At 68.1% G+C, this 22,911-nt stretch carries 20 protein-coding genes; 9 read left to right on the forward strand and 11 right to left on the reverse strand.

Translation table 11 applies throughout. The features are described 5' to 3' along the window. Positions 1-17: 17 nt before the first annotated feature. The 3 genes from ltnD to DIE21_RS00590 form a co-directional block, all read right to left on the reverse strand. Positions 18-908: an L-threonate dehydrogenase gene (gene ltnD / locus DIE21_RS00580; protein WP_124495022.1), complete on the reverse strand. Its 891-nt coding sequence runs from the start codon at positions 906-908 to the stop codon at positions 18-20. Between the two features lie 84 nt (positions 909-992). After that, positions 993-1,697: a FadR/GntR family transcriptional regulator gene (locus DIE21_RS00585; protein WP_124495024.1), complete on the reverse strand. Its 705-nt coding sequence runs from the start codon at positions 1,695-1,697 to the stop codon at positions 993-995. A gap of 204 nt (positions 1,698-1,901) precedes the next feature. Next, entirely contained in the window at positions 1,902-2,975 is a 1,074-nt protein-coding gene (locus DIE21_RS00590; protein ID WP_124495026.1) for a GlxA family transcriptional regulator, read from the reverse strand. A 261-nt stretch (positions 2,976-3,236) separates the two neighbouring features. On the opposite strand from DIE21_RS00590, the gene DIE21_RS00595 reads away from it, so the two are divergent. From DIE21_RS00595 to DIE21_RS00620, 6 genes are read left to right on the forward strand one after another with little or no spacing between them, the layout of a single operon-like run. After that, positions 3,237-4,622, forward strand: coding sequence for an L-serine ammonia-lyase (locus DIE21_RS00595; protein ID WP_124495028.1), 1,386 nt, complete (start codon positions 3,237-3,239; stop codon positions 4,620-4,622). A 15-nt stretch (positions 4,623-4,637) separates the two neighbouring features. Next, entirely contained in the window at positions 4,638-5,882 is a 1,245-nt protein-coding gene (locus DIE21_RS00600; RefSeq protein ID WP_006480591.1) for a sarcosine oxidase subunit beta family protein, read from the forward strand. A gap of 22 nt (positions 5,883-5,904) precedes the next feature. Further along, positions 5,905-6,204, forward strand: coding sequence for a sarcosine oxidase subunit delta (locus DIE21_RS00605; RefSeq protein ID WP_124495031.1), 300 nt, complete (start codon positions 5,905-5,907; stop codon positions 6,202-6,204). Next, on the forward strand, positions 6,201-9,212 hold the full coding sequence (locus tag DIE21_RS00610; RefSeq protein ID WP_124495033.1) for a sarcosine oxidase subunit alpha family protein: 3,012 nt from the start codon (positions 6,201-6,203) through the stop codon (positions 9,210-9,212). The genes DIE21_RS00605 and DIE21_RS00610 overlap by 4 nt, the downstream gene beginning before the upstream one ends. Continuing rightward, positions 9,202-9,831 (forward strand): sarcosine oxidase subunit gamma, encoded by a 630-nt coding sequence (locus tag DIE21_RS00615; protein ID WP_124495035.1) that lies wholly within the window; start codon positions 9,202-9,204, stop codon positions 9,829-9,831. Before DIE21_RS00610 ends, DIE21_RS00615 begins: the two co-directional genes overlap by 11 nt. Next, the gene (locus tag DIE21_RS00620; protein ID WP_006749884.1) at positions 9,828-10,268 is read left to right on the forward strand and encodes a dihydroneopterin aldolase; all 441 of its coding nucleotides are present in this window, start codon (positions 9,828-9,830) and stop codon (positions 10,266-10,268) included. Before DIE21_RS00615 ends, DIE21_RS00620 begins: the two co-directional genes overlap by 4 nt. Before the next feature lie 77 nt (positions 10,269-10,345). Here the strand turns inward: DIE21_RS00620 and DIE21_RS00625 are convergent, their stop codons facing one another. Then, positions 10,346-11,452 carry an alkene reductase gene (locus DIE21_RS00625; RefSeq protein ID WP_124495037.1) on the reverse strand — a complete coding sequence of 369 codons (1,107 nt, stop codon included), beginning with the start codon at positions 11,450-11,452 and terminating at the stop codon, positions 10,346-10,348. Between the two features lie 169 nt (positions 11,453-11,621). Between DIE21_RS00625 and DIE21_RS00630 the strand changes: the two genes are divergently transcribed. Then, positions 11,622-12,497, forward strand: coding sequence for a LysR family transcriptional regulator (locus DIE21_RS00630; RefSeq protein WP_124495039.1), 876 nt, complete (start codon positions 11,622-11,624; stop codon positions 12,495-12,497). A gap of 68 nt (positions 12,498-12,565) precedes the next feature. Here the strand turns inward: DIE21_RS00630 and DIE21_RS00635 are convergent, their stop codons facing one another. The 5 genes from DIE21_RS00635 to DIE21_RS00655 form a co-directional block, all read right to left on the reverse strand. Beyond that, the gene (locus tag DIE21_RS00635; RefSeq protein ID WP_124495041.1) at positions 12,566-13,234 is read right to left on the reverse strand and encodes a lytic transglycosylase domain-containing protein; all 669 of its coding nucleotides are present in this window, start codon (positions 13,232-13,234) and stop codon (positions 12,566-12,568) included. A 214-nt stretch (positions 13,235-13,448) separates the two neighbouring features. Continuing rightward, on the reverse strand, positions 13,449-14,216 hold the full coding sequence (locus DIE21_RS00640) for an ABC transporter permease (RefSeq protein WP_124495043.1): 768 nt from the start codon (positions 14,214-14,216) through the stop codon (positions 13,449-13,451). After that, positions 14,213-15,151, reverse strand: a complete 939-nt coding sequence (locus tag DIE21_RS00645; protein ID WP_124495045.1) for an ABC transporter ATP-binding protein — start codon at positions 15,149-15,151, stop codon at positions 14,213-14,215. The genes DIE21_RS00640 and DIE21_RS00645 overlap by 4 nt, the downstream gene beginning before the upstream one ends. Then, on the reverse strand, positions 15,148-16,326 hold the full coding sequence (locus DIE21_RS00650; RefSeq protein ID WP_124495047.1) for an ABC transporter permease: 1,179 nt from the start codon (positions 16,324-16,326) through the stop codon (positions 15,148-15,150). Before DIE21_RS00650 ends, DIE21_RS00645 begins: the two co-directional genes overlap by 4 nt. Continuing rightward, positions 16,323-17,246, reverse strand: a complete 924-nt coding sequence (locus tag DIE21_RS00655) for an ABC transporter substrate-binding protein (RefSeq protein ID WP_124495049.1) — start codon at positions 17,244-17,246, stop codon at positions 16,323-16,325. Before DIE21_RS00655 ends, DIE21_RS00650 begins: the two co-directional genes overlap by 4 nt. Before the next feature lie 167 nt (positions 17,247-17,413). Between DIE21_RS00655 and DIE21_RS00660 the strand changes: the two genes are divergently transcribed. Both DIE21_RS00660 and DIE21_RS00665 read left to right on the forward strand, forming a co-directional pair. Beyond that, a complete protein-coding gene (locus tag DIE21_RS00660; protein ID WP_124495051.1) occupies positions 17,414-18,343 on the forward strand; it encodes a 2-hydroxyacid dehydrogenase in 930 nt (309 codons plus the stop codon). A 212-nt stretch (positions 18,344-18,555) separates the two neighbouring features. After that, positions 18,556-19,818, forward strand: coding sequence for a Zn-dependent hydrolase (locus DIE21_RS00665; protein WP_124495053.1), 1,263 nt, complete (start codon positions 18,556-18,558; stop codon positions 19,816-19,818). Between the two features lie 147 nt (positions 19,819-19,965). Here the strand turns inward: DIE21_RS00665 and DIE21_RS00670 are convergent, their stop codons facing one another. Next, entirely contained in the window at positions 19,966-21,915 is a 1,950-nt protein-coding gene (locus tag DIE21_RS00670; RefSeq protein WP_124495055.1) for a Xaa-Pro dipeptidyl-peptidase, read from the reverse strand. Positions 21,916-22,503: 588 nt separating this feature from the next. After that, positions 22,504-22,842 (reverse strand): helix-turn-helix transcriptional regulator, encoded by a 339-nt coding sequence (locus tag DIE21_RS00675; protein WP_044844401.1) that lies wholly within the window; start codon positions 22,840-22,842, stop codon positions 22,504-22,506. Between the last annotated feature and the right edge of the window lie 69 nt (positions 22,843-22,911).

Genomic DNA, 22,911 nt, shown 5'->3' on the forward strand with positions numbered 1-22,911 from the left:
CAGGCACGTCGTTCGAATCAGCGGGCGGGCGGCAGCGTGATGCCGGGGAAAGTCTTGATCACGGCGGAATCGTCCTCGCCGCCGTGGCCGGCGCTCGACGCGCTCATGAACATCTGGTGCGCGGTGGCCGACAGCGGCAGCGGGAACTTGCTGCGGCGCGCGGTATCGAGCACGAGACCGAGATCCTTCACGAAGATGTCGACGGCCGACAGCGGCGTGTAGTCGCCGTTCAGGATGTGCGGCACGCGGTTCTCGAACATCCACGAATTGCCGGCGCTGTGCGTGATCACGTCGTACAGCGCGTCGGCATCGACGCCTTCGCGCAGGCCCAGCGCCATCGCTTCGGCGGCCGCCGCGATATGCACGCCGGCCAGCAGCTGGTTGATGATCTTCACCTTCGAGCCGATGCCGTGCGTGTCGCCGAGGCGGTAGACCTTGCCGGCGATCGCGGCGAGCACGTCGTCGCAGGCTGCGTATGCGGCGGCGGGGCCCGACGTCATCATCGTCATCTCGCCCGACGCCGCGCGCGCGGCGCCGCCGGACACCGGCGCGTCGAGCATCTGCAGGCCCGCGGCCTCGATGCGCGCGCCGAGCGCGACCGCGAACTCGGGCGCGACGGTCGCGCTCGCGATCACGACGCCGCCCGGCTGCATCGCCGCGACCGCGCCGTGCTCGCCGAACAGCACCGTTTCGGTCTGCGCGGCATTGACGACGAGCGTGACGACGACGTCGCACTGCGCGCCGAGTTCGGCTGGGCTCGCGCAAGCCACGCCGCCTTCGGCCGCGAACGCCTGCAGCACGGTGTCGCGCACGTCGCATGCGTGCACGCGGAACCCCGCGCGCAGCAGCGAGCGGGCGACGCCGAGGCCCATCGCGCCGAGGCCGATGACTCCAACATTTCGTGACATGGTCAACCTTGATCGATTCGGGAGAGGTTCGGGACAGCGGCGGCACCGGTTCAGCCCCGGGCCGCCGCATTCAACAATCGTCAATCAGCAGATGCCGGCTTCCGAGAGACGGCGGGCGGCGTTGTACATGTGCGTGCGCGCCGCATTGCGTGCCGCCATCGGGTCGCGCGCGCGGATCGCGTCGGCGATCGCCGCGTGCTCCTCGCGCACCTGCCGCGAGAAATCCTCGCGCGTCGCTTCGTTGCGCCGCGTGACCTTCACGCCGGCCTCGAGGTACTGGTTCAGGAACTGCAGCGTCTTCAGGAAATACGGGTTGCCGGTGACGGCCGCGATCGTGCGGTGGAACGCGACGTCTTCCGCGACGCCGTCGCGCCCTTCCGCCACCGCGTCGTCGATCTTGCGCAGCGCATCGTCGATGTCGGCCATGTCGTCGGCGGTGTGGTGCAGCGCGGCTTCGGCCGCGACTTCAGCCTCGATCGCGCGGCGCACCGCGAGCAGGTGCGGCAGCGAACTCGCCTCGACGGCTTCCGCGTAGTCGATCCGCAGCGGCCGGATCGCGCCGTGCTGGTTCACGTACACGCCGCTGCCCTGGCGCGGCTCGACCACGCCTTCGTTCTTCAAGCGCGAGATCGCCTCGCGGATCACGGTGCGGCTCACGCCGAATTCCTGCGCGAGCACGGCTTCCGTCGGCAGCTTGCCGGTGGCCGAGAAACTGCCGGCTTCGATCTGCTTCAGCAACTGCTGCGCGACGTGGTCGCTCATCGCACGGGCGGGAATTTTCTCGAACATGACGCTCTGGTTTGTAAGGTGATGTGGTCATCATACAAATTTGCGTGTGCGTCGGCATCCGGAATAACCCGCGATTCACGGCGCGCAACGTCGGCCAAGTTGATTGGAACCGGTTCCAATCAACGCGAACATGCGGCGATCGTGCGCGGTTCGACGCGCGCTCGGAGGAGGAAAGGGGGGGCGCGCCGCGACGGCGCGCGATCGTCAGTCGGCGATGTCTTCGACGGGATCGGGATCGGCCGCCACCGGCACGCCGGCTTCCGCGACCTCCCCGCCGCGCTCGCGATAGGTCGCGGGCGGCACGCCGAACTGCTTGCGGAATTCGCGGCCGAGGTGCGATGCGTCGGCGAACCCGCAGCTCGACGCGATATCGGCGACGGTGCGGTCGGAACTGGTCAGCAGCCATGCGGCCGTGCGCAGCCGCACCTGCTTCGCGAACGCCTGCGGGCTCTTGCCCGTCTCGGCCTTGAACAGCCGCTCGAGCTGGCGGGTCGACATGTCGAGCTTGCACGCGAGCTCATCGAGCGGCAGCGCGCGCCCGACATGCTGTTCCATCAGGAGAATCGCGCGCTTGACCTTCGGATGCGTGGCCGGCTCGAGGCCGGGCGGATGCGGCTGCGGCGCATTGCCTTTCTGCATCTCGCCGACGAGCAGGATGCGCAGCGCCTTCTGCACGGTCGCGTGGTCGAAATGGCGCAGCAGGATCGCGGCGGCGACGTCGATCGACGCGCGGCCGCCCGAGCAGGTGATCCGGCGCCGGTCGATCACGAACAGGCGATCGGCGATCAGCAGGTCGGGATCGGCGCTCGGGAAGCGTTCGATGAAATCCCAGTAGTGGAACCAGCTGACACAGGTGCGGTAGCCGTCGAGCACGTTCGCGCGCATCAGCGTAAACACGCCCGTGCAGATCCCGACCACCGTCGCGCCGCCCGCCGCCGCGCGGCGGACGAACTCGAGCGTTTCCGGACCGGCTTGTGGCCCCGAATGCAGCAGCCCGCCGACCACGACCACGTAGTCGAACGGCTCGGCGCTCTCGAAGGTTTCCCACGGCGTGATCTGGATCCCGCAGCTCGCGCGCACCGGCGCCAGCGTTTCGCCGATCACGCTCCACGCGCAGCGCACGGGCTTGCTGTAGTCGCCGTCGTCGGCCGACAGCCGCAGCATGTCGACGAACCCCGAGAAGGCCGTGAGCGTGAAGTTCGGCAGCAGCACGATGCCGAAGCGGATGCGCCGCGGCGCCGGTTCGGCGAGGGGGGAAGCGGGTACGTCGGGTGTCATCGCGGTCAATCTCGTCACGCCGGGAAGGCGGGTCTCACTCGTTTCACTCGGTTTGCAGGGACGTCTGCCGGGCGCTGCAAACGCCGGTCGACTTGTGCTTTTGCGTCGCCAATCATCGCCAAAGCGCACTTTCGGACCGTCCTGCGCGGGGCTTGGCGGCGCTATCCCACGCCGATGCCGTTTTTGTTCTATCGGCCAATTTTACGCTTTGATGTACTGATGCCAACGACATTTCACGTACGCCCACCCAGAGGAAGCCAGATGAACGTCAGCGCGTTCGACCTGTTCAAGATCGGCATCGGCCCGTCCAGTTCGCACACGGTCGGCCCGATGATCGCCGCATGCCGCTTCGCGTCGCATATCGAGGACGCGAACCTGCTCGGCTTCGTGCGCCGCGTGCGGGTCGAACTATACGGCTCGCTCGGTGCAACGGGCAAGGGCCACGGCACCGACAAGGCGGTGCTGCTCGGCCTCGAGGGCCACCTGCCGGACACGATCGATCCGGACCTGATCGAGCCGCGGCTCGCCGGGATCCGCGCGGAGAAGTCGCTGTCGCTGCTCGGCAAGCAGACGATCCGCTTCGACGAGAAGGAGAACATCGGCTTCTATCGCAAGCTGATGAGCGGCACGAGCATCGTGCACCCGAACGGGATGCGCTTCCAGGCGTTCGACGAGCACGGCCAGCTGCTCGTCGAGAAGGAGTATTACTCGATCGGCGGCGGCTTCGTCGTGAACCGCGACGGCGATCGCGTCAACGGCGTGCGCGCCGCGGCCGACGTGCCGTATCCGTTCCGCACCGGCGACGACCTGATGCGCCAGTGCCGCGAACACGGGCTGTCGATCGCCGAGCTGATGCTGCGCAACGAATGCACGCTGCGCCCCGAGGACGAAGTGCGCGCCGGGCTGCTCGCGATCTGGCGCACGATGGCCGCGTGCGTCGAGCGCGGCTGCAAGGTCGAGGGCGACCTGCCGGGCCCGATGCGCGTGAAGCGCCGCGCGGCCGAACTGAACGCTCGCCTGCGTGAGCGTTCGGAGGAGTCGCTGCGCGACCCGCTGTCGATGCTCGACTGGGTCAACCTGTATGCGATGGCCGTCAACGAGGAGAACGCGGCGGGCGGCCGGGTCGTCACCGCGCCCACCAACGGCGCGGCCGGCGTGATTCCCGCGGTGCTGCACTACTACGTGAAATTCGTGCCGGGCTCGAACGAAGCCGGCATCGTCGAATTCCTGCTGACGGCCGCGGCGATCGGGATCATCTACAAGGAAACGGCGTCGATTTCCGGCGCGGAAGTCGGCTGCCAGGGCGAAGTGGGCGTCGCGTGCTCGATGGCCGCGGCCGCACTCGCCGCGGTGATGGGCGGCACGCCCGACCAGGTCGAGAATGCAGCCGAGATCGGCATGGAGCACAACCTGGGCATGACCTGCGACCCGGTCGGCGGGCTCGTGCAGATCCCGTGCATCGAACGCAACGCGATGGGCGCGATCAAGGCGCTGAACGCGTCGCGGATGGCGCTCAAGGGTAACGGCCAGCACTACGTCTCGCTTGATTCGGTGATCAAGACGATGCGCGAGACGGGTGCCGACATGAAGACGAAATACAAGGAAACGTCGCGCGGCGGTCTTGCCGTGAACGTCATCGAATGCTAACGAAGGATCACTAACATGAGCCGCTACTCGATATTCAGCCTGTTCCGCAACGGCCTCTCGTATCACGAGAACTGGGAAAAGCAGTGGAAGAGCCCGGAACCGAAGAAGGAATACGACGTCGTGATCGTCGGCGGCGGCGGCCACGGCCTCGCGACCGCCTACTACCTCGCGAAGGAGCACGGGATCACGAACGTCGCGATCCTCGAGAAGGGCTGGATCGGCGGCGGCAACACCGCGCGCAACACGACGATCGTGCGCTCGAACTACCTGTGGGACGAATCGGCCGCGCTGTACGAGAAGGCGATGAAGCTGTGGGAAGGGCTGTCGCAGGATCTCAACTACAACGTGATGTTCAGCCAGCGCGGCGTGATGAACCTCGCGCACACGCTGCAGGACGTGCGTGACACCGAGCGCCGCGTGAACGCGAACCGGCTGAACGGGGTCGACGCCGAATTCCTGACGCCCGCGCAGATCAAGGAAATCGAGCCGACGATCAACCTGAACAGCCGCTACCCGGTGCTCGGCGCATCGATCCAGCGCCGTGCGGGCGTCGCGCGTCACGACGCGGTGGCCTGGGGCTTCGCGCGCGGCGCGGACCGCGCCGGTGTCGACATCATCCAGAACTGCCAGGTGACGGGCATTCGCCGCGAAGGCGGCGCGGTGGTCGGCGTCGATACGGTGAAGGGCTTCATCAAGGCGAAGAAGGTCGCGGTGGTGGCAGCCGGCAACACGACGACGCTCGCCGACATGGCCGGCGTGCGTTTGCCGATCGAGAGCCACCCGCTGCAGGCGCTGGTGTCCGAGCCGATCAAGCCGGTGGTCAACTCGGTGATCATGTCGAACGCGGTGCACGCGTACATCAGCCAGTCCGACAAGGGCGACCTCGTGATCGGCGCGGGTATCGACCAGTACACGGGCTTCGGCCAGCGCGGCAGCTTCCACATCATCGAAAGCACGCTGCAGGCGATCGTCGAGATGTTCCCGGTGTTCTCGCGCGTGCGGATGAACCGCCAGTGGGGCGGCATCGTCGACGTGTCGCCGGACGCGTGCCCGATCATCACGAAGACCGACGTGAAGGGCCTCTATTTCAACTGTGGCTGGGGTACTGGCGGCTTCAAGGCGACGCCGGGCTCGGGCTGGGTGTTCGCGCACACGATCGCCCGCGACGAACCGCATCCGCTGAACGCGCCTTTCGCGCTCGACCGCTTCTACACGGGCCACCTGATCGACGAGCACGGCGCTGCCGCCGTGGCGCACTAAACCGACCATTGGAGAAAGAAACATGTTGCTGATCGAATGTCCGTGGTGCGGGCCGCGCGCCGAATCCGAGTTCACGTGCGGCGGTGAAGCCGACATCGTGCGCCCGGTTGCGAACGAGAACATGACCGACCGCGAATGGGGCGAATACGTGTTCATGCGCGAGAACAAGCGCGGGCTGCACCGCGAGCAGTGGCTGCACACGCAGGGCTGCCGCCGCTGGTTCAAGGTGACGCGCGACACGGTCACCTACGATATCAAGGGCTACGAAAAGTTCGGTGGCGCAGCTGCCGGCAACGCACACGAAGAGGGCACGAGCAAATGAGCCAGAAAGACCGCCTCGGCACCGGTGGCCGCATCAATCGCGCGATTCCGTTGACCTTCACGTTCAACGGCCGCACGTATCAGGGCTTCCAGGGCGACACGCTCGCGTCCGCGCTGCTCGCGAACGGCGTGCACTTCGTCGCGCGCAGCTTCAAGTACCACCGTCCGCGCGGGATCGTGACGGCGGACGTCGCGGAACCGAATGCCGTCGTGCAGCTCGAGTCCGGCCCGTACACGGTGCCGAACGCGCGCGCGACCGAGATCGAGCTGTACCAGGGCCTCGTCGCGACGAGCGTGAACGCCGAGCCGTCGCTCGAGAACGACAAGTACGCGATCAACCAGAAGCTCTCGCGCTTCATGCCGGCCGGGTTCTACTACAAGACCTTCATGTGGCCGCGCAACATGTGGCCGAAGTACGAAGAGAAGATCCGCGAGGCCGCCGGCCTCGGCAAGGCGCCCGAGGTGCTCGACGCCGATCGCTACGACAAATGCTACGCGCACTGCGACGTGCTCGTGGTCGGCGGTGGCCCGTCGGGCCTCGCCGCCGCGCATGCGGCCGCGACGGCCGGCGCGCGCGTGATCCTCGTCGACGACCAGCGCGAACTCGGCGGCAGCCTGCTGTCGTGCCGTGCGGAAATCGACGCGAAGCCCGCGCTGCAGTGGGTCGAGAAGATCGAGGCCGAACTGCGCAAGCTGCCCGACGTGACGATCCTGTCGCGCAGCACCGCGTTCGGCTACCAGGACCACAACCTGGTGACGGTCACGCAGCGCCTGACCGATCACCAGCCGGTGTCGATGCGCAAGGGCACGCGCGAGCTGCTGTGGAAGGTCCGCGCGAAGCGCGTGATCCTCGCGACCGGCGCGCACGAGCGTCCGATCGTGTTCGGCAACAACGACCTGCCGGGCGTGATGCTCGCCGGCGCGGTGTCCACCTACGTGCATCGCTACGGCGTGCTGCCGGGCCGCAACGTGGTCGTGTTCACGAACAACGATCGTGCGTACCAGACCGCGCTCGACCTGAAGGCGTGCGGCGCGAAGGTGACGGTCGTCGATTCGCGTGCGTCGTCGAACGGCGCGCTGCCCGCGGCCGCGAAGCGGCAGGGCGTGACGGTGATGAGCGGTGCGGTCGTGACGGCCGCTTCGGGCAAGTGGCGCGTATCGTCGGTCGACGTCGCGTCCTACTCGAACGGCCAGACCGGCGGCAAGCTGCAGTCGCTGCCGTGCGACCTCGTCGCGATGTCGGGCGGCTTCAGCCCGGTGCTGCACCTGTTCGCGCAGTCGGGCGGCAAGGCGTGCTGGAACGACGAGAAGGCGTGCTTCCTGCCGGGCAAGCCCGTGCAGGCCGAGGCGAGCGTCGGTGCGGCCGCGGGCGAGTTCGGTCTCGCACGTGCGCTGCGGCTCGCGCTCGACGCGGGCGCCGAAGCGGCGAAGGCCGCGGGCTTCACGGCCGCGCAACGCCCCGTCGCGCCGCAGGTCGCGGAAACCGTCGAAGGCGCGCTGCAGCCGTTGTGGCTCGTCGGCAGCCGCGAGGCCGCCGCACGCGGGCCGAAGCAGTTCGTCGACTTCCAGAACGACGTGGCGGCCGCCGACATCCTGCTGGCCGCGCGCGAAGGCTTCGAGTCGGTCGAGCACGTGAAGCGCTATACGGCGATGGGCTTCGGCACCGACCAGGGCAAGCTCGGCAACATCAACGGGATGGCGATCCTCGCGGGGGCGCTCGGCAAGACGATTCCGGAAACGGGCACGACGACGTTCCGCCCGAACTACACGCCCGTGTCGTTCGGTACGTTCGCGGGGCGCGAGACGGGCGACTTCCTCGACCCGATCCGCAAGACGGCCGTGCATGAATGGCATGTCGAGCACGGCGCGATGTTCGAGGACGTCGGCAACTGGAAGCGGCCGTGGTACTTCCCGAAGAACGGCGAGGACCTGCATGCGGCCGTGAAGCGCGAATGCCTTGCGGTGCGCAACAGCGTCGGCATCCTCGACGCGTCGACGCTCGGCAAGATCGACATCCAGGGTCCGGACGCGGTGAAGCTGCTGAACTGGATGTACACGAACCCGTGGAACAAGCTCGAGATCGGCAAGTGCCGCTACGGGCTGATGCTCGACGAAAACGGGATGGTGTTCGACGACGGCGTGACGGTGCGCCTCGCCGACCAGCATTTCATGATGACGACGACGACCGGCGGCGCGGCGCGCGTGCTCACGTGGCTCGAGCGCTGGCTGCAGACCGAATGGCCCGACATGAAGGTGCGGCTCGCGTCCGTCACCGACCACTGGGCGACGTTCGCGGTGGTCGGCCCGAAGAGCCGCAAGGTCGTGCAGAAGGTGTGCCAGGACATCGACTTCGGCAACGAGGCGTTCCCGTTCATGAGCTACCGGAACGGCACCGTCGCGGGTGCGAAGGCGCGCGTGATGCGGATCAGCTTCTCGGGCGAACTGGCCTATGAAGTGAACGTGCCGGCCAACGCGGGCCGCGCGGTGTGGGAAGCGCTGATGGCGGCCGGTGCCGAGTTCGACATCACGCCGTACGGCACGGAAACGATGCACGTGCTGCGTGCCGAGAAGGGCTACATCATCGTCGGCCAGGATACCGACGGCTCGATCACGCCGTACGACCTCGGGATGGGCGGGGTCGTCGCGAAGTCGAAGGACTTCCTCGGCAAGCGTTCGCTGTCGCGCTCGGATACGTCGAAGGAAGGCCGCAAGCAGTTCGTCGGCCTGCTGACCGAGGACGAACAGTTCGTGCTGCCGGAAGGTTCGCAGATCATCGCGAAGGACACGCAGGTGTCCGCGACCGATCCGACGCCGATGCTCGGCCACGTGACGTCGAGTTATTACAGCCCGATCCTGAAGCGCTCGATCGCGCTGGCGGTGGTGAAGGGCGGCCTGAACAAGATGGGCGAGAGCGTCGTGATTCCGCTGGCCGACGGCCGCCGCGTCACCGCGAAGATCTCGAGCCCGGTTTTCTACGATACCGAAGGGGTGCGCCAGAATGTGGAATGAAACGAGAAACCAGGCGCCGGTGGCGGGCGCGGGCGTGACGCTTGAATCGCCGTTCGTCGGCGCGGCCGATGTGCTGAAGCCGCACCAGGCGCGCGCATCGAAGAAGTTCACGCTGCGCGAGCGGCCGTTCCTCGACCTCGTGAACGTGCGCGGCGAGCTGAGCGACCCGGCATTCGTCAGCGCGTTCGAGCGCGTGGTCGGCTGCCGGCCGCCGTCGGTGCCGAACACGATCGCGCGCGGCGCCGAGTACGACGTGCTGTGGCTCGGCCCCGACGAGTGGCTCGTGCGCTCGAACGGGCCCGTCCAGGCGGGCGTGCTCGAGGCGCAGCTCGCGGAGGCCGTGCAGGGTTCGTATGCGGCCGCCGTCGACGTCGGCAGCGGCTACACGGTCGTCGAGATCAGCGGCGAACGCGTGCGCGACGTGATCGCGCGCGGCTGCCCGCTCGACCTGCATCCGCGTGTGCTCAAGCCGGGCCAGTGCGCGCAGTCGCACTACTTCAAGTCGCCGATCACGCTGATCCCGACCGGCGACGATACGTTCGAGATCGTCCTGCGTCGCAGCTTCGCCGACTATTTCGTGCGCATCATGCTCGACGCCGCGGCGCCGCTCGCATCATGAAGCCGTTCGACGAACCGTTCGTGGCGATCGACGCGCCGCGCCTGCGCGGGCGCGGCTGGAGCGTGTTCGTCGACGAACTGAAGGTGCCCGCGCGCATCGGCATCCACGCGCACGAGCACGAGGCGCCGCAGCCGATCGTGATCGATGCGCGGCTCGGATATCGCTGCGAGCCGAGCGAGCAGGGCGAGTGGATCGATTACGACGGCTACTGCGCGCGCGTCGCGTCGTTCCTGTCGCACAAGCCGCATACGCGGCTGCTCGAAACGCTCGTCGCCGATCTCGCGGTGCTGTCGTTCCGCGAGTGGCCCGCGCTGGAGTCGCTGACGCTGTCGATGTACAAGCCGAAGATCCGGCCGGGGACGAAGCGCGTCGGCGTGTCGCTCGACTGGACGCGCGGGGATTACCTGCGGTGGACGGGGGCGGCGGGGCAGTTGTGACGGGCTGAGCGGCCCGTATCGCTTCGAAGGCGGCGCGTCATGACGATGTCATGACGCGCCGTTTCTCTTTGCAGCGCTTATGCAGCGCCGCTCAGCGCCGGGTAATCGACATACCCGCGCGCGTCGCCGCCGAAGAACGTCTCGCGCTGCGCGTCGTTCAGCGGCGCGCCCGTCTTCACGCGCGTCACGAAATCCGGGTTGGCGAGCACCATCTGGCCGTACGCTTCGAGATCGGCGAGACCCGATGCCACATCGGCACCGATCGCGTCGCGCGCGCGGCCCGGGCGGTTCAGGATCAGCGTGCCGCGCCAGCGCGCACGCAGGTCCGCGAGCAGCGATTCGTCGCCCTGATGCATCACGTGCAGGTACGCGAGGCCGAGCGCGTCGAACTGCGTCGCGAGGTAGCGATACAGGTCGGCGCGTTCCGGACCTTCGTCGATCCCCCACAGCGTGGTGCCGGGCGACAGGCGGATCGCCGTGCGATCCGCGCCGATCTCGTCGGCGATCGCCGCAGCGACCTCGATCGCGAAACGTCCGCGATTCTCGATCGACCCGCCGTACGCGTCGGTGCGCGTATTGGCGTTCGGCGCGAGGAACTGCTGGACCAGATACCCGTTCGCGCCGTGGATCTCGACGCCGTCGGCGCCGGCCTCGATCGCGCGTCGCGCGGCGAAGCGGAAGTCGTTCACGGTGTCGCGCACCTCGGCCGTCGTCAGCGCGCGCGGCGCCGGAATCTGCTGCATGCCCGTCGCGGTGAACATCGGCACGCCCGGCGCGATCGCCGACGGCGCGACGCCCTGCCGGTGATGCGGTGTGTTGTCGGGGTGCGACATGCGGCCGACGTGCATCAGCTGGATGAACAGCCGGCCGCCGCGCGCATGCACGTCGTCGCTGATCGTCTTCCAGCCGGCGACGTGCGCGTCGGTATAAATGCCCGGCGTCGTCAGGTAGCCCTGGCCGTCGTCGGACGGCTGCGTGCCTTCGGTGACGATCAGCCCGAGGCCCGCGCGTTGCGCGTAGTACTCGGCGGCCCATGCGCCGGGCGTGCCGTCGAATGCGGCGCGGCTGCGCGTCATCGGTGCCATCACGAGGCGGTTGTCGAGCATGTACCGGCCGACGCGGACCGGGTCGAACAGTTGCGGCGTGTCCTGGTCGGCACGGACCGGAACGAACAGTTGTTTCATCGCGTTTTCCTCATCGAAGTTCGGGATGCGCCACCAGGGCGATGCCGCATCGGGCAGCGGCCGCACGCGTTGCGCCGGCCTCGCCTCCACGCCTGCATCATCCATTGCTTCTTTTTCGAGATAAACCGGGTATCGTGGAGAACATTGATCCATTGATGGAGCAGTCAGCATGGAACTGCTGAACGACATGGCGCTGTTCGTGGAGGTCGTGAAGGCGCGCGGCTTTCGCAGTGCCGCCCAGACGCTGGGCATGCCGAATTCGACGCTGTCGCGGCGGATCGGCTCGCTGGAAAAGGCGATTGGCCTGCGCTTGCTGCATCGCACGACGCGCCGGATCGAGCTCACGGAGGCCGGGCAGCTGTACTTCGAGCGCTGCAAGCGTATCGTCGACGAGGCGCGGCTCGCGCACGAGCAGCTCGGCGGGCTGCTGACCGAACCGGCGGGCGTGCTGCGCGCGTCGTTTCCGGTCGATTTCGCGGTGATCTACCTGACGCCGCTGATCGTCGAATTCGCGGCACGGTATCCGAAGCTGACCTTTGATTTCGAGCTGACGTCGCGGCGCGTCGACCTGGTCAGCGAGCCGTTCGACGTCGCGATCCGCATCGGCGAATCCGCGGACTCGCAGCTCGTCGCGCGGCGGCTCGCGACGTTCCGAAACGCCCTGTATGCGTCGCCACGCTATCTCGAACGCTCGGGCGAGCCGCTCGAACCGGACGACCTGACGCGCCATCAGTGCCTGAGCGTGCAACGCGTCACCGCGTGGACGCTGCGCCGCGGCGAGCGCGCGGTCGAGGTGCCGGTGGGCGGACGGTTCGTCGTGAACAGTGTCGGCATGAACCGGCAACTGGCCGTGCACGACGCGGGGATCATCCAGTTGCCGGAGGAAGTGGTGGCCGACGACGTGGCCGCAGGGCGGTTGCGCCGCGTACTGCCTGAATGGGAAGGGGGGCCGGTGCCCGTCTATGCGATGACGGAAACGCGGCTGCTGCCTGCGAAGACGCAGGTTTTCATCGAGTTTCTGCGCGCGCATTTCGCGCGGGAGTGACGGGCGGAGCGTGCCGTCGTGCGTTCTGCTGCTTCAGGATGCGCACGCGCGCATGGCGCGCGGCGCGCTTACCTCGCGTTGCGGCTCGCGGCGGGCGCAGCAGTCGACGAATCGCTGACCGGCACCATGTGCGCCTTCCCGTCGCTCGCGGCGTTCGCGCCGTCTTCGGGTTCGAGCACGAAGCGGAACGTGTCGACCCGCTGCATCACCTTCGCCGCATACGCATTCGATCCGCCGTAGCTCTTCAGCCCGGCCTGCACGTTGCCGCCGGCTGCCCGCACGTAGCCCGACAGGATCTTGGAGCCGACGTCGACGTTCGCATTCGGCTCGGTCAGATCCTTCACGTCGCGCAGCATGCCGCGGTGCGCGGCCGGCACGACCTGCATCAGCCCGGTCGCGCCACGCTGGCCGCGCGCCTTTTCCTGGAAGCGCGATTCGATCGAGATAATCGCGTAAACGAGTGCCGGAGGCAGTGAATATTTCGTCGCAGTGACGCTCACGATATCGGCGAGCTTCGCGGCGCGCTCCTTCGCGACACCGAATTTCTTCGTCAGGTACGAGGTGATGCGACGGTTTGCTTCGTTTGGCTGATCGTTCGCGAGCGGCGCGGAGGCTCCGGTCGGCGCGGATGCGGCGGCTTCGGGCGCGGAGGCAGGCAGCGCGGGTGCCTGCTGCGCCGTGGCCGGTTGCGCAATGCCGAGCGAAAGCACGATCAGCCAGAGAAACCGTCGTCGCATGGTGGAGGGCGGGAAAATGGGAGGCGCATAGTATATCGGCCAATTGTCCGGTGCGTTCGAGCGCAGGCTCGAATGAAAGCGCGATGTAGGCTTGTATCGATGTGCGCCGTGTGCAGGCGGGATCGTTGTACGAACACGCATCGGAGTCCGGATCAAGCATGGGCCGATTTTTTCGTGCGCCCTTTTTGCGGGCGGAGCCGCGACTGCCGGTGTGCTAGGCCCGCCGTGCGCTCGCCACCCGCCCAAGCGCGCCGATCGCATCGCTGACCAGCACGGCCAGCAGCCCGACGATCACGCCGCCCTGCAGCACGAACGCGGTGTTCGACGTCTGCAGGCCCGCGATGATCACGTCGCCGAGCCCGCGCGCGGCGACCGTCGACCCGATCGTCGCGGTGCCGAGATTGATCACGACCGCGAGCCGGATGCCGTTCACGATCACCGGGAACGCGAGCGGCAGCTCGACCGACACCAGTTGCTGCCAGCCGCTCATCCCCATCCCGCGGGCGGCTTCGACGACGTCGCGCGGCACGTCCTCGAGCCCCGCGATCGTGCTCTCGAAAATCGGCAGGAGCCCGTACAGCACGAGCGCGATCAGCACGGGTTTCAACCCGAAGCCGACGGCCGGCACCGCGAGCGCGAGCACCGCGACCGGCGGAAAGGTCTGGCCGATGTCGACGACGCTGCGCGCAACGGGCAGGAAATCTGCGCCGGACGGCCGCGTGACGGCGATGCCGGCCGCAACCGCGACCAGCGTGCCGATCAGGCTCGACAGCGCGACGGTGCCGAGATGCGCGAGCGTGAGGTCGAGCAGGCTCGCGCGATCGTAGATGACCGGCGCGCCGTTGTCCGCGAACGGCGCGAACACGCCCTGCAGCCACGCAGGGCGCAACAGCAGCACGAGCAGCAGCACGAGCGCGGCCGCACGTGCGACATACACGGGCAGCCGCCGCGGCCGGGGCGAACGCGCGTGCCGCGTCGTCATGCGGGCTGCCTCGCGTGCGCGCGGATCGCGTCGAGCGTGATGCGGCGCGCGTCGCGCCCGTTGCCGTCGCCGACCGGCAAGGCGTCGACGCCGCGCCACAGCAGTTCGGATACCGCGTCGCGCAGCGTGCGCGTCGCGGCGATCGGTTCGCCGTCGGCGTGACCGGGTTCGGCCACCGCATCGATTGGCGTCAGCGCCAGCAGGCGCAGCGGCCGGTCGACGCCCGCGACGAGCTGCTCGACCACGCCCGCTGCCGGCCTGCCGAGAATCTCGGCCGGCGACGCGACCTGCAGCAGCCGGCCGCCGTCCATCACCGCGATCGTATCGCCGAGTTTCAGCGCTTCCTCGATATCGTGCGTGACGATCACGACCGTGATGCCGAGGCGGCGCTGCAGCGCGTACAGATCGTCCTGCGCCTTGTTGCGGATGATCGGATCGAGCGCGCCGAACGGCTCGTCCATCAGCAGCATCGCGGGCTCGGCCGCGAGCGCGCGCGCGACGCCGACGCGTTGCTGCTGGCCGCCCGACAGTTCGTGCGGCAGCTTGTCCGCGAACTCGGACGGCGTGAGGTGAAACAGTTCGAGCAGTTCGCGCACGCGCGCGTCGATGCGCGCGGCCGGCCAGCCGAGCAGGCGCGGCACGGTCGCGATATTGCGCGCGACGCTCCAGTGCGGGAACAGGCCGTGCCCCTGGATCACGTAGCCGATGCGCCGCCGCAGCTGCTCGGGCGGCACGCTCGCGGTGTCGACGCCGTCGATGCGGATCGTGCCGCTGGTTGGCGCGATCAGCCGGTTGATCATCCGCAGCAGCGTCGACTTGCCGCTGCCCGACGCGCCGACGAGCGCGGTGATCGTGCCTTGCTTCATCGTCAGCGACACGTCGTCGACGGCGGCGACGTCGCCGAAGCGTTTGCCGATGTGTTCGATCTCGATCATGCAGTACGTCCCTTCGCGAGGGTGGTCGCGGCTTCGAACACGACGGCGGCTGCCAGCGCGAGCGCGATCGTCGGGATCGCGCCGAGCAGCACGAGATCGGCGGCCGACTGGCCGATCCCCTGGAAGATGAAGGTGCCGAATCCGCCGCCGCCGATCAGCGCGGCGACCGCGGTCAGGCCGATGTTCTGCACGAGCACGATGCGCACGCCGCTCAGGATCACCGGCAGCGCGAGCACGAGGTCGACGCCCAGGAGCCGCTGCGCGCGCGTCATGCCCATCGCGCGTGCCGCTTCGGTCACATGCGGCGGCACCTGCTCGAGTCCGACCACCACGCTCGACGCGATCGGCAGCAGCGAGTAGAGAAACAGCGCGAGCACGGCCGGCGCGACGCCGATCCCGCGAATGCCGAGCGCGGCCGCGAGCGGCACGTGCGCGGCGAGCAGGCCGAGCGGCGCCATCATCAGCCCGTACATCGCGATACTCGGGATCGTCTGCACGATATTGAGCACCGGCATCACGACGGTGCGCACCGGTGCCATCCGCGCGCATGCGATGCCGAGCGGCAGGCCCGCGACGAGCGCGGCCGCGACCGAACCGCCCGCGAGCGAGACGTGCCGGATTGCCTCGCGCCAGAAGTCGTCGTTGCGCACCGCGTATTCGCGCATCACGGACAGGCCGTCCCACCCGCCGCTCGCGAGCGGCACCGATATCGCTGCCATGGCGACGGCGAGCGCGACGAGGCGCCGCCACGGGCCGAACGCGAGCCGCGCGAGTGCGTCCGCGACGAGCACGGCCCACGCGAACAGCAGCAGCCAGACGCCTGCCGCGGGCGAAATCCGCGCGAGCATGTCGTCGGGCGGGACGACGTGCGCCGCGGCCGCGCCGACCGCATAGGCGAGCGTCGCGAGCCACGTGCAGCCGGCCGCGAGCCGCCAGGCGGGGCGGCTCGCCGTCATCGCCCACAGCGCGCCGACGGTCCACAGCGCGGCGAGCGCGGCACCCTGGACGGCGGGCAGCGCGGCGAACACCGACAGCCCCGTGCCGGCCGCGATGCGGTTCGGGCGCAGCACCATGAACGGCGTGCCGAATACCGCGACGATCGTCAATACACCGATCAGGATGCCGACCTTGTCGAGCGTGATGCGCCGCGCGGACGCCACCGCGCGACCCGTCACTTAACGAAACCCTTCGACTTCAGGTAGCTTTTGGCGACGCCGGCCGCCGGCTCGCCGTTGATCTGGATGCGCGCGTTCAGCGTCTGCAGCGTCTTCAGGTCGAGGCTCGCGAACACCGGCTTCAGGTAGTCCGCGATTTGCGGATGCGCCTTCAGCACGGCTTCGCGGATCACTGGCGTCGGCGCATAGACGGGCTGCACGTGCTTGTCGTCGTCGAGCACGACGAGGCCGCTCGATGCGATGCCGCCGTCGGTGCCGTATACCATCGCCGCGTTCACGCCGTCGGTCTGGTTTGCGGCGGCCTTGATCGTCGCGGCCGTGTCGCCGCCCGACAGCACGACGAGCTGATCGGGTTTCAGCTTGAAGCCGTATGCCTTCTCGAACGACGGCAGCGCGGATGCGCTGTTCACGAATTCGGCGGACGCCGCGAGCTTCAGCTTGCCGCCGCCCGTGATCCACTTGCCGAAATCGGAGAAGGTCTTCAGGTGCTGCGATTGCGCGATGGGCGCGAGCACGGCGACGCCCCATGTGTTGTTCGCGGGCGCCGGTGCGAGCCAGACGAGATGGTTCGCCGCGTAGTCGAGCTTCTTCGCGGCGTCGTAGCCCTGGCCCGCGTTCTTCCACAAGGGATCGTCGGCCTTGTTGAAGAAGAACGCCGCGTTGCCCGTGTACTCGGGGTAGATATCGATCTCGCCGCTCGTGAGCGCCTTGCGCACGATCGGCGTCGTGCCGAGCGCGATCTTTTCGGTGACGGGGATGCCGTGGGCCTTCAGCACCTGTGCGATGACGTTGCCGAGCAGGTTGCCTTCGGTGTCGATCTTCGACGACACCACGACGGGCGTGTCGGCGTGCGCGCCGGGTGCGACGACAGCGGCGGCGAACGCGAGGCCCAGGATCCGGGCGGGCAGGGCGAGCTTCATCAGGGCCATTCTCCAGAACGGGGGGCGTACGCCGAAAGTTACTTGACTGAGCCGGCTTTGGCAAACCGCGTGCGGCAGCACGTCCACAGCACGCGTGGGGGTAACGCGCGCGCGTCACGCGCCGTTGTTACACTGGAACGCATTCCCGTCTGCGGACACTTGCCCACATGAAGCCCGAGCTGCTGGTCCTTATCGCGCTGCGCGGTGACGCGCACCGCCAGATCACCGCGTCGTACGACGTCCACCATGCACCGACTGCCGAGGAGCGTGAGCGCACGATTGCCGAACGCGGCGGCACGATTCGCGCGGTATTGACCAACGGCAGCACGGGCCTGACTGCCGCTGAAATCGATCGCCTGGCGCAGCTCACGCTCGTCAGCGCGCTCGGTGCCGGCTACGAGCACATCGACGTCGCGCATGCGAAGGCGCGCGGCATCACCGTGGTGACGGGCGCGGGCACCAACGACGATTGCGTCGCCGATCACGCATTCGCGCTGCTGCTCGCCGCGGTGCGCAACGTCGTGCAGCTCGATGCGAAAACCCGCGCGGGCGTCTGGCGTGAGGGGCTGCCGATGCCGCCGAACGTATCGGGCAAGCGGCTCGGCATCGTCGGGCTCGGCAAGATCGGCGAGAAGTGCGCGCGTCGCGCGGCCGGCTTCGACATCGAGATTGGTTATCACAACCGTTCCGCGAAGGATGTTCCGTATCGCTATTTCGAGCGCGTCGAGGCGCTCGCGCACTGGGCCGATTTCCTGATCGTCGCGACGCCGGGCGGCGCGGGCACGCGCCACCTGATCGATCGCGCGGTGCTCGATGCGCTTGGTCCCGCAGGGTTTCTCGTCAACGTGTCGCGCGGCAGTGTTGTCGATACCGCTGCTCTGGCGGATGCGCTGCGCGAACGGCGCATCGCGGGCGCGGGGCTCGACGTGTACGAAGGCGAGCCGGAGCCGCCGCGCGCGCTGACGGCGCTCGACAATATCGTGCTGACACCGCACATGGGCGGCTGGTCGCCGGAGGCGCTCGATCGCTCGGTGCAGCAATTTCTCGACAATGCGGCGCGGCATTTCGCGGGGGAGCCGGTGCTGACGCCGGTGTGAGCGACGCGGGGGCGGCACGTGCGCAAGGCATGAAAGGGCGGGCCGGGGCGAAGCAGTACCGGCACGCGTTTATCGCCACCCGCGCGCGAAGATGAGAAAAAATTGCGTCGAGACCGCGAATTCAGAGCCGAATTATCGATCAGGCTGAAATAACATTTCACTCCATCAAGTCCGGCAACTGGCCGGATGCGTGCCGCACATGGAGACGATCGATGAATCCCCCCGCCATACCGCTGCCGGCGCTCGAGCTGGATGGAGCGCTGCTTCTCGACCAACTGCGACAACTCGGTGAAATCGGTGCCGATCCCGAAGCCGGCGGCCGGACCCGGATCGCGCTGACGGACGACGAGCGGGCCGGGCGCGATCTCGTCGTCGCGTGGATGCGCGAGCTGGATCTCGACATTCAGGTCGACCGGATCGGCAACATTTTCGGGACGCTTCGCTCCGAATCCGACGACGGCAGCGAGCGCCCGCTGATGATGGGCTCGCATATCGATACCGTGACGAATGCCGGCGCGCTCGACGGCTGTTACGGCGTGCTGGCCGGCCTTGCCGTCGCACGGGCCTTTCGTCGCGCAGGGATCAAGCCGCGGCGCTCGATCGCGATCGGCGCATTCACGAACGAAGAGGGCATCCGCTATCAGCCGGACATGATGGGTTCGCTCGTCCATGCCGGCGGCATGTCGGTCGACGCGGCGCTGGACACGGTCGGCATCGACGGCACGCGCCTGGGCGACGAACTCGCACGGATCGGCTATGCGGGCGAACTCGAACCCGGCGCGATCGTGCCGCACGAGTACGTCGAACTGCACATCGAGCAGGGGCCGATCCTCGAGGCCGAGCAGATCCGCATCGGCGTGGTCGAGAACCTGCAGGGCATTTCATGGCAGCAGGTCACCGTGCAGGGGAACGCGAACCATGCCGGCACGACGCCGACGCATCTGCGGCATGACGCCGGCTGGACGGCGGCGGCGGTCGCGACCTTCCTGCGCGAACTGACGGTAGCGAGCGGCACGACCCTCGCGACGATCGGCATGCTGCGCATCGAACCGAACGTCATCAACGTGATCCCGCGCAAGGCCGTATTCACGGTGGACCTGCGCGACCCGGACGAATCGCGCCTGCAGGAGGCGGAGAAGCGCCTTGCCGGGTTCCTCGACCAGGTGGCGGCGCAAGAGGGGGTCCGGATCACGACCGAGCGGCTCGTGCGTTTCGAGCCGGTCGTGTTCGATGCGGGCCTTGCCGACGAAATCGAGGCGTCGGCGCGGCGGATGGGGTTTTCGCATCGCCGGATGACGTCGGGCGCCGGCCACGACGCGCAAATGATCGCGCGCATCGCGCCGGCCGCGATGATCTTCGTGCCGAGCCGCGGCGGGATCAGCCACAACCCGCGCGAACATACCGACGACGATCAGCTCGTCGACGGCGCGAAGGTGTTGCTGGACGTCGTACTCAGGCGTCTCGTGGCCGGTTGAGCAGGGTTGGCGATGAAGAAAGGCGCCGCGCGACGGTGAAGCCTCGTCGCGCGGCGCCTGCGGTACGTGGCGTTCGGCACTGGGTGCGTGCGATCGTTCGCGATCGCACGCGCATGGCCGTCACGCGTGCCGGCTGACCTCGCCCGCTCAGGACGACACCAGCGGCACCGTCACCGACGTGCCTGCCGGATCGAGTGCGAGACCCGTGCCCGGTGTCGGCCGCAGCGTCGCCTCGTTGTCGCTCGACAGCACCACGAGGCCGAGCTTGTGGCCCGCTTCGAGCTTGTAGTCGCGCGGCATGAACGTCAGCTTCAGGTCATACGGCATCCCCGGCAGCACGGGCTCCGAGATCCAGTCCGACACGCGATTGCGCGGATCGGTCCATGCCCGCGTGACGATCGTCGCCGTGCCGTCCGGCGCGCGATCGACCAGCAGCGCCGTCACGTTCGCGACGCCGTTGAAGGTCAGCCGCACGCGCGCGGTCGCGGTGCCGGACAGGCGCGTCGCGGCCGTGAACGGGGCCGTCTCGAAGCGGCTGCGATGCTCGCCGGTCGCGGCGTTCGCCAGCGTGAGCGCGGGAATCGACGCATCGTCGGTGAAGCGTGCGAGCGGGCCGCCGTTCGGCATCCGCAACAGCGTGCCGGTGCCGGTGCCGTCGCCGCCCGCGAAATACGCGACCGGCGTGGCGCTGCGCGCGGCCCAGTCAGCTTCCTTCAGCAGCGTGCCGTCGGCCTGCGCGACCACCGCGCGCGGATCGCGCTCGACGCCGTTGTCGACGCCGATCAGGTAGCGCGTGAACCAGCGGTTCACCTCCGCCGTCCACGCGTCGGCCATCGCCGGCACGCGGGTCGGGTCGGTGTGCTTCAGGCGGTGCAGCCACAGCTGCGTCGGCACGCCCTGGCGCCGCATCGCGAGATACCACGACGTCGACTGGTCCACGCGCACGTTGTCGTCGGTCAGCCCCTGCGCGACGAGTGCCGGCGCGACGGCGTGCGCGGTCGGGATGTCGCGCGCGGCCCAGAACGGCGAATAGTCGCCGGTCTTGCGGTCTTCCTGCTGCAGCGCCTCGTCGATCAGGTGCGTGCAGCGCTCCGGATGCGCATTCGTCAGCAGCGCCTTGATATAGACGTCGACGTCCTCGCCCTGATAGCCCTCCGGCGCGCGCACGAGCCCGCCCGAGCGGTAGTAGCCGTACATGTTCGACAGGCCGGCGATCGGCACGATCGCGTCGAGCCCGCGCGTGCGCAGGCTCGCGACCATCTTCGGCAGCGTGCCGTCGTACGACACGCCGTACATGCCGACGTGGCCCGTCGACCAGTTCGCGACGACCGCCTTGCCGTTCGCATCCTTCGCGCTCGCATCGCGGCCGAGCCAGCGGATCACCGACGCCATCGCGACGGATTCGTCGCGTGTGAGGATCGTCGGGCAGCCGTCGGAACCGGCGGTGCCGAGCGAATCCGCATAGACGATCGTGAAGCCGCGCGGCACGAAATAGCCTTCGATCCATGAACGGCCGGCCGCGGCTGCTTCGAGCTGCTGCAGCATTTGTACTTGCGGTATCGCGGCCATGATGCGGGCGGAGGCGCCGCCGGCCGCCGCCGCGGGATGCGGCGTGCCGTCGAGTTCGACGTCGACGTCGTGGTTGGGGCTGTCGGCGAGCCCTGCATAGTACGGGCTCGCGAGCACGATGACCGGCGTGCGGGCGCCGTTCGCGGTTTCGGACGGCCGCACGATGCGCACGTGAATGCGGTCGCGCGTGCCGTCGCCGTCGGAATCGACCGGCGTGTCGACCCACGCGTTTTCCTCGATCGTGCCGCCCGACAGCGACGGCTGTACCTGGCCGTTGCTGATCACCGGTTTGTAGCGTCCGCCGCTGGCGGGATTCGCGTACGGAACGCCCGACGGCGACATGCGCGATGCGAGCCCTTGCGCGCCGGCCGCCGATGCGGCGCCGTCGTCCTGCTGACCTTGACCTTGCGCGAGTGCGGACACGCCCGCCACGCTGCCGCCGTCGTCACCGCCGCACGCGGCGAGCGTTGCCGCTGCAACGAGCGCGGGCAGCCATGCGCGACGCGATCCTCTGACATGAAATTGCATTGCCGACCTCGTTCTTTTGATTGTGTGTAGACGACCGGTCCGCGATACGCCCCCTGCGGGCCGGGCCGATTACTGCATGCGACGAAGAGGAAACTGCACATCGGGAAGACAGCGGCCCCGCGAGTCATGCAGGACTGCGAATCAAGTGCGCGCATGCCGCGCGTCCTTCCAGATGAAGCGGAACGACACCATTCGATGAGACGGGGATGTTGCGAGTTGCGGTGCTGCGCTGCGGAAACACGTGACGCGATGCGCGTGCGGCGACGGAATGAAACGGATCGGCGGCTTCGGCCGCGCCGCGCATCGTGATGGCTTGCCGGTTCGCGTTTGCTTTCCGGAAGCTTGCGCAAAACTTATCTCAGTGAAAACGCCGTGTCAAACTTTTTTAACTGAGGGTAAATAAAGTTTCGGCGCGTTGCCGATGCGGGGCGTGTGGTGCGATTGCGTCGCGCGCGTCCGGCGACGCGCCTGCCGTTGCTTCGTATCGCGTCGCCCGGATGCAAAACGGGCGATGACGAATCGTATTCGCCACCGCCCGCTCGCTGAGTGCCGCCAGCCTTCCTTCCATTCATGCATGCCTGCGTGCCGTTACCCGTCGTCGGCCTTCGCCTGCAGATCCTTCAATCCCTGAATCACCACCAGCAGCGCGCGCCCGTGCTCGTCGGAGCCGTCCCAGGCGTCGACGATCGCGTCGCGCAGCAGATCGTTGTAGCGGCGGCGCGCCGGGCCGGTATCGACGCCGTAGAAACTGCATAGCTTGTTGAATGGCGCGCTGCGCCGCAGCCGATGCCCGTTGGACAGCCGCAGGCGCGACACGGTCGGCTGGCTGACCCCGGAAAGTCGCGCAATTTCGCTGGACGAGCGTGTGTCCGCCATCAGGCGGCGTAACAGGTCTTGTACAGGAAAATCATGGTCCGGGGCTTCCATGCGATGCATTATACCTATACAGTTACGGTTGTTGAATGGGCTTGCTGTCACCAGCGAGGCTGTATCCCG

The sequence above is a fragment of the Burkholderia sp. Bp9140 genome, assembly GCF_003853425.1.
In the GTDB taxonomy this organism is placed as follows: domain Bacteria; phylum Pseudomonadota; class Gammaproteobacteria; order Burkholderiales; family Burkholderiaceae; genus Burkholderia.

Bases quoted from the DNA above. Each gene is read 5' to 3' on its own strand.
- DIE21_RS00610 (WP_124495033.1), top strand. From the start codon at position 6,201: ATGAGCCAGAAAGACCGCCTCGGCACCGGTGGCCGCATCAATCGCGCG.
- DIE21_RS00670 (WP_124495055.1), bottom strand. From the start codon at position 21,915: ATGCAATTTCATGTCAGAGGATCGCGTCGCGCATGGCTGCCCGCGCTC.
- DIE21_RS00660 (WP_124495051.1), top strand. From the start codon at position 17,414: ATGAAGCCCGAGCTGCTGGTCCTTATCGCGCTGCGCGGTGACGCGCAC.
- DIE21_RS00655 (WP_124495049.1), bottom strand. From the start codon at position 17,246: ATGAAGCTCGCCCTGCCCGCCCGGATCCTGGGCCTCGCGTTCGCCGCC.
- DIE21_RS00590 (WP_124495026.1), bottom strand. From the start codon at position 2,975: ATGACACCCGACGTACCCGCTTCCCCCCTCGCCGAACCGGCGCCGCGG.
- DIE21_RS00645 (WP_124495045.1), bottom strand. From the start codon at position 15,151: ATGATCGAGATCGAACACATCGGCAAACGCTTCGGCGACGTCGCCGCC.
- DIE21_RS00620 (WP_006749884.1), top strand. From the start codon at position 9,828: ATGAAGCCGTTCGACGAACCGTTCGTGGCGATCGACGCGCCGCGCCTG.
- DIE21_RS00585 (WP_124495024.1), bottom strand. From the start codon at position 1,697: ATGTTCGAGAAAATTCCCGCCCGTGCGATGAGCGACCACGTCGCGCAG.
- DIE21_RS00630 (WP_124495039.1), top strand. From the start codon at position 11,622: ATGGAACTGCTGAACGACATGGCGCTGTTCGTGGAGGTCGTGAAGGCG.
- ltnD (WP_124495022.1), bottom strand. From the start codon at position 908: ATGTCACGAAATGTTGGAGTCATCGGCCTCGGCGCGATGGGCCTCGGC.
- DIE21_RS00665 (WP_124495053.1), top strand. From the start codon at position 18,556: ATGAATCCCCCCGCCATACCGCTGCCGGCGCTCGAGCTGGATGGAGCG.
- DIE21_RS00600 (WP_006480591.1), top strand. From the start codon at position 4,638: ATGAGCCGCTACTCGATATTCAGCCTGTTCCGCAACGGCCTCTCGTAT.
- DIE21_RS00615 (WP_124495035.1), top strand. From the start codon at position 9,202: ATGTGGAATGAAACGAGAAACCAGGCGCCGGTGGCGGGCGCGGGCGTG.
- DIE21_RS00625 (WP_124495037.1), bottom strand. From the start codon at position 11,452: ATGAAACAACTGTTCGTTCCGGTCCGTGCCGACCAGGACACGCCGCAA.
- DIE21_RS00640 (WP_124495043.1), bottom strand. From the start codon at position 14,216: ATGACGACGCGGCACGCGCGTTCGCCCCGGCCGCGGCGGCTGCCCGTG.
- DIE21_RS00675 (WP_044844401.1), bottom strand. From the start codon at position 22,842: ATGGAAGCCCCGGACCATGATTTTCCTGTACAAGACCTGTTACGCCGC.
- DIE21_RS00595 (WP_124495028.1), top strand. From the start codon at position 3,237: ATGAACGTCAGCGCGTTCGACCTGTTCAAGATCGGCATCGGCCCGTCC.
- DIE21_RS00635 (WP_124495041.1), bottom strand. From the start codon at position 13,234: ATGCGACGACGGTTTCTCTGGCTGATCGTGCTTTCGCTCGGCATTGCG.
- DIE21_RS00605 (WP_124495031.1), top strand. From the start codon at position 5,905: ATGTTGCTGATCGAATGTCCGTGGTGCGGGCCGCGCGCCGAATCCGAG.